We start from the raw sequence: 5046 nt of genomic DNA, 5'->3' as shown, positions 1-5046 counted from the left end.
GATTATTCATGAGTGGAGTCGGCGTAACAATATTAATAATAGTCTTAGTTAAATTTCCATTTTAATGGTGAGACAAGGAAGTAACCATATTTACATATATGATTCTGAGTTCGTCGCTCAACTAACGGGACACGATAGTTCAAAGACAACAAGAAGGCAGCCGATTTTCGATCGGTTGTTTTTTTCGTTAAACTACTATGAAAGAACGGGTCAACTTTCATGCTCTGTGGTGCATTGCAGAGGATGCATGGATGGCTAACGGGCAGGATAATGTAATATTCCATCATGCAACCGGCGAAATATTCGGTTGCATGTTCAGTTCTTGGGTAAATTAGCTCAATAAATTCTATAAATAAGATTATCTATGGTATAATATGTAAATATAGTTTAGAAATACTAAAGCGTTATGAAATGGTGGACTAAACGAATGGAACGTACAATTCAATTAATGGAAACCCATTTAAATATCGATCTTGGAAATCCGCCCTTTTTAAAATTAGATAACGGGTTGCAAATTCCATACTCTTCGATTAAGGGGATAACAACAGGTAGACCCATACCAAATGCTTTCAAGCTTTATGGTGCTTCTTTTGGAGGAACAAGAAATGGATTATTTAGATTCAATGGAGGTTATCATCTCTACTTTTTTAATAATGAGGTTGATACCCTTCATTTTGACTTGAATAATTTTCTTGTTGGTAAATTTAAAATATCAAAGTTAATCATTGATGTTAAAAACCCTGAAGAAATAAGAAAAACTATCTCCGAAAGATTGACGTGATAGTTCAATACCGAAAGGTCTACCGCACTGGCTTTTCTCAACTAACTGGCAGATTAGTTGAATAAAGTTAGATCAAAGAAAAGGCCATCCTGCAAAGGATGGCCTAAGATCGTTGTCGGAGCCGATGCGAAATCGTTGGCTGTGGACGACATCATAACTATATTCATTAGGATCGTTTAAGTAAAAGCCCCGGCTTATATGGACCTTAACTTATTGAGATAGTTAATCATCACTGTAAGTTAGATCGAAGTTGACTCTTGCTGCTTCGACACGTACATAATTTTCTCTTCCCCATTGCCGTAGCTCTCTCATCGGCTGGAGTAAAGATTCCCCTAGAGGAGTGAGTGAATATTCAACCATTGGAGGAACCGATGGTGTGATATGACGTTGGACCAGTCCATCGCGTTCAAGCTTACGTAGGGTTTGAGTCAGCATTTTTTTGGAAATACCCTCGATTCTTCTCGCCATTTCCCCTTAACGGATGCTTCCGTCTTCCATTGCGTAAATGATGAGCGCGGTCCATTTATTAGAGATAATATCAAGCACTTTACTGTAGCCACACACCGCAAGCGCGATGTTGGGGTGTTTTAGTTTGACCAAAGATGTCAAATGATTTCCCTCCTCTGCACCTTGAAGTTCCCAGGACACTTTAAAGTGCCTACTTACGTAGGTTTAGTTTATGCATTATTGTATGACTATACCAAGGGCAAAGCAAGCATTGAGCTTTATGCCAAAAGCGCCTGATCCATTACGAAGGCTGACATTTTGAACAGGATGATAACTAAATTAATCTAGTGGGAGGAAATGAACATGTCGAATATTATAAAGCCCCGCCCTAAACTGTATGTGATGGATAACGGCCGTATGAGCATGGATAAAAACTGGTTGATTAACATGCATAACCCAGCCACGGTTAGCAATCCTAACGCGGCGACGCAGTTTGTGGAATTTCCGATTTATACGGTGTTGATTGACCATCCGGAGGGGAAGATTCTATTTGATACGGCTTGCAATCCGAATTCCATGGGCGTTGAAGGACGCTGGGCGGAATCCACCCAACAAGCGTCCCCTTGGGTGGCGTGTGAGGAATGTTATCTGCATAACAGACTAGAGCAGCTCCGCGTAAGACCTGAGGACATCCGATACGTCATTGCCTCTCATTTGCATCTGGATCATGCGAGTTGCCTAGAGATGTTCACGAATGCTACGATAATCGTCCACGAAGATGAACTGAATGGCACACTGCAGAGCTACGCCCGTAATGAAAAAGAAGGGGCCTATGTTTGGGCAGACATCGATGCTTGGATCACAAACCATTTACAATGGAAAACGGTCAAACGCAATGAAGATTATCTCGATCTGGCTGAAGGAATCCAAATTTTAAATTTTGGAAGCGGACATGCTTGGGGTATGTTAGGCTTGCACATTGAAATGCCCGAAACAGGCGGGATCATCCTCGCTTCGGATACCATTTATACGGCTGAGAGTTACGGTCATCCAGTTAAGCCACCGGGCATTATCTATGATTCAATCGGTTACCGGAACACAGTTGAAAGAATCCGTACGCTGGCTACCCGAACAAACTCCCAAGTGTGGTTCGGACATGATGACAATCAATTCAAACAATTTCGCAAATCAACCGAAGGATACTACGAATAATTATCAATAAGTAGATCATCCCAAGGTTGAGCTAACGGGACACTATAGCTCAACGATGACACGAAGGCAGCCGGCCAGGACGATCGGCTGCCTTCGTTGCGCTAACTGGCAGGTTAATGTAACAATGCATAAATTTTATAATACGGATCACCGAAATGTATCAAAAACAAAGTGCAGTTTGACCACAAAAAAATATAAATATATAAAGATAACACCACTCCTGAAAATGGAGTGGTGTCATAGTTTTAAGTGTATTTTTTCAGAATTTAAAAACTTCAGCAGCAGTATGCGTTATCATTATTAATTGATAGAGAATTTGTATGAAAAAAAACGGTACAATAGGAGTGAATGTTATTAATACATATAAAAAGCCAATTATTTTTTTTATTTACTTTTTAGTTATATTAACCCTGCCTCTGACAATAAAGGCTGCATCAAGTTATATTCAAACTGAACGAATAACTAGAGATGTAGGTATAGCGTTAAATGAGTATTTTGAGGGGAAAAGTCCAGGGGAAATAATTATTAAGGATATTTGGATAAAAAAACTTCACTCATTTCTCCCAGGTACGACAGGTTTTGAATATGGATTTGATTATTACTCAAAGAATCAATGGAAGAAATACGAATGTAGAAATGGGGAAGATAATTTTACTTTTACTATTAGTGATAATTTCACCTGTTCTTCAACCAACAATCTAGTATTTGATGATAATGAAAAAAGAATGATACAAATTCAACAAAATGATACATATAAAGATTATTCTATTAAAATTTCGGTCTGGAATATTTTTGAGAAACAATTGTTATTATTATATGGTCTTATTGTTCTTATTATAGATATAATCATAACTCTTGTTTGGATATTCATCAGATTTATTAAAATAAGAAAGAGGTAAAGGGTACCCCATTCTGATGCTTTGAAAAAACAGATTAATTCAGTTGGAGGTCTTGAATAATAGGTAACACATTCCGCTAACGGAACACGATAGATCAATAAAAGACTCACTAAACTCTCTTCATCATTGCCTGCTCGAATTGATACAGCAACCGCTTCATCTAGGCAAGTTTAGCTAAAGAATTGACAGAAGCTGGCATAGAAAAACCTGCTAAAAACTGGGAAGCACATCATCTAATCCCTGAGAATGATCCATGTGCTAAAGATTTATGGAAAAACTTATCAGATGCAAAACCAAAAATTGATAGAAAATCGGCGGCAAATGGGGTCTGGCTTCCTAGAATAAAAGGGCAAAATGTTACAGATATTCTGGATGAGACTACCCAGGTAAAGTGGAGAGTGTCTACTCATAAGTACCATACACAAGCATATCTTGATTTTGTAGCAGAGAGACTTGAACACGCAACAACAACAGATGAAATTCTTCATGAGCTACATGAGATACGTAAATTACTTTTAAGTGGGAAACTTGAATTAGGTTTACCAAAAACATAAACGAATGAGGGATTGTCTATGAAAGTTTGGCAATTAAAGGTATCAACTAAAAGTATGGAATTGACTTATATCGATGAAAATTATGATGAAATTTCGATGTGTAGTGATAATTTTAAAGGTGAATCGATGCAGCATGTGTGGAAGATAATGGGGGTTGAGGTTTATAAAAAAGGTCTGTATAGGGATGTTGCTATTTTTGGAAGAATTCCGGCACTTTCAACTAAAATTGAAGTTGCTCTCAAGGGATTTTTAGGAGGGAGAGCAGAATTACTTGATATTTATGTGGCAGACGCTGAATTGGAAATGAAATTGCTGAACGTGATAAGTGTCGTAGATGCTTTAGATAGTGATCGTTCTGTGTTAGAAGTAAATAAATTTGGACATATCACGGGAGATAAAGGTTTGTTTTTTAATAAAGAGCGGATTGAAGGAATAGATATTTTTAAAGTACCCGAGTTTAAGAGAAGAATCTTTGTATCGGATGATTTCCGAGATCACGTAATCAAAACAAAAATAAAAGGGTTCGAATTCGAAGAAGTATGGGATTCAGAATTTACAGTCGAAATGGAGCAGCAGCTTCAACAACAGTACGAAGATGCTTTAGCTCAAGTAGAAGCCTATTCAGGTCCAACAGTAGATTGGGAGGAAGCGTATAGACAAGTTATTGCAGGAAAAGCCATAGCAAGTGGTGAGTGGAAAATACAACTGGATCAAGACAATAACTTAGTGAGTGGCAGATTGTCATCAGGTGGGCAGCATAGCTGGATAGTTCCGATTTATATTCCCCCAATTCTATTAGATCTACGATGGCATGAAGTAGAAAAGTCAGAGTTATGATTGAAAACCTTACAGGAGGCACTTTGTGAAAAAGATAATAGCAACAATTCTTAGTATTGTTTTGCTTATCTCAACTCTCCCCTTTAATCAAGGGGGGAGTTGGGGGAATGCAATTATTCATGCAGCTTCAGTTCCACCATCAACATCAGTAAGTTTAATAGGTAAGCAGAGCAGGAATTCTAACGGGACACGAGAGTTGAGGGGCTTCATGGAGACAGCTCCTTTTTGCTTTGTTGAAGTAACGGGCAGCATTCCTATTATGAAGAAATACGAGGTTTGAGAAATAAAAAGACTCCTTGGTATGATGTTTATGGGT

The 5046-nt window shown here is 38.2% G+C and carries 8 protein-coding genes; 6 read left to right on the top strand and 2 right to left on the bottom strand.

All coding sequences use genetic code 11. The features are described from left to right. Positions 1 to 427: 427 nt before the first annotated feature. Positions 428 to 781 carry a hypothetical protein gene (locus AC3WU2_RS30555; protein ID WP_492458597.1) on the top strand — a complete coding sequence of 118 codons (354 nt, stop codon included), beginning with the start codon at positions 428 to 430 and terminating at the stop codon, positions 779 to 781. Between the two features lie 222 nt (positions 782 to 1003). Here the strand turns inward: AC3WU2_RS30555 and AC3WU2_RS30550 are convergent, their stop codons facing one another. Both AC3WU2_RS30550 and AC3WU2_RS30545 read right to left on the bottom strand, forming a co-directional pair. Further along, positions 1004 to 1249, bottom strand: coding sequence for a winged helix-turn-helix transcriptional regulator (locus AC3WU2_RS30550; RefSeq protein ID WP_492458596.1), 246 nt, complete (start codon positions 1247 to 1249; stop codon positions 1004 to 1006). A 6-nt stretch (positions 1250 to 1255) separates the two neighbouring features. Continuing rightward, on the bottom strand, positions 1256 to 1390 hold the full coding sequence (locus tag AC3WU2_RS30545; RefSeq protein ID WP_492458595.1) for a hypothetical protein: 135 nt from the start codon (positions 1388 to 1390) through the stop codon (positions 1256 to 1258). 201 nt (positions 1391 to 1591) lie between these two features. Between AC3WU2_RS30545 and ahlS the strand changes: the two genes are divergently transcribed. From ahlS to AC3WU2_RS30520, 5 genes are all read left to right on the top strand, one after another. Next, positions 1592 to 2440, top strand: coding sequence for an AhlS family quorum-quenching N-acyl homoserine lactonase (gene ahlS / locus AC3WU2_RS30540; protein WP_492458594.1), 849 nt, complete (start codon positions 1592 to 1594; stop codon positions 2438 to 2440). 320 nt (positions 2441 to 2760) lie between these two features. Beyond that, positions 2761 to 3339, top strand: a complete 579-nt coding sequence (locus AC3WU2_RS30535) for a hypothetical protein (RefSeq protein ID WP_492458593.1) — start codon at positions 2761 to 2763, stop codon at positions 3337 to 3339. Between the two features lie 182 nt (positions 3340 to 3521). Continuing rightward, positions 3522 to 3893, top strand: coding sequence for an AHH domain-containing protein (locus AC3WU2_RS30530; protein WP_492458592.1), 372 nt, complete (start codon positions 3522 to 3524; stop codon positions 3891 to 3893). An 18-nt stretch (positions 3894 to 3911) separates the two neighbouring features. After that, positions 3912 to 4730, top strand: coding sequence for an imm11 family protein (locus tag AC3WU2_RS30525; RefSeq protein ID WP_492458591.1), 819 nt, complete (start codon positions 3912 to 3914; stop codon positions 4728 to 4730). A 25-nt stretch (positions 4731 to 4755) separates the two neighbouring features. Continuing rightward, positions 4756 to 5010 (top strand): hypothetical protein, encoded by a 255-nt coding sequence (locus AC3WU2_RS30520; protein WP_492458590.1) that lies wholly within the window; start codon positions 4756 to 4758, stop codon positions 5008 to 5010. Positions 5011 to 5046: the final 36 nt, after the last annotated feature.

The sequence above is a fragment of the Paenibacillus sp. EB106-05-06-XG162 genome, from assembly GCF_058791655.1.
Note: the sequence above shows the minus strand (reverse complement) of the source record. Positions and strands in the feature narration are given on the sequence as shown.

Excerpts from the sequence above, each read along its gene's own strand:
- AC3WU2_RS30555 (WP_492458597.1), top strand. The coding sequence starts at position 428 with ATGGAACGTACAATTCAATTAATGGAAACCCATTTAAATATCGATCTT.
- AC3WU2_RS30535 (WP_492458593.1), top strand. The coding sequence starts at position 2,761 with ATGAAAAAAAACGGTACAATAGGAGTGAATGTTATTAATACATATAAA.
- AC3WU2_RS30525 (WP_492458591.1), top strand. The coding sequence starts at position 3,912 with ATGAAAGTTTGGCAATTAAAGGTATCAACTAAAAGTATGGAATTGACT.
- AC3WU2_RS30550 (WP_492458596.1), bottom strand. The coding sequence starts at position 1,249 with ATGGCGAGAAGAATCGAGGGTATTTCCAAAAAAATGCTGACTCAAACC.
- ahlS (WP_492458594.1), top strand. The coding sequence starts at position 1,592 with ATGTCGAATATTATAAAGCCCCGCCCTAAACTGTATGTGATGGATAAC.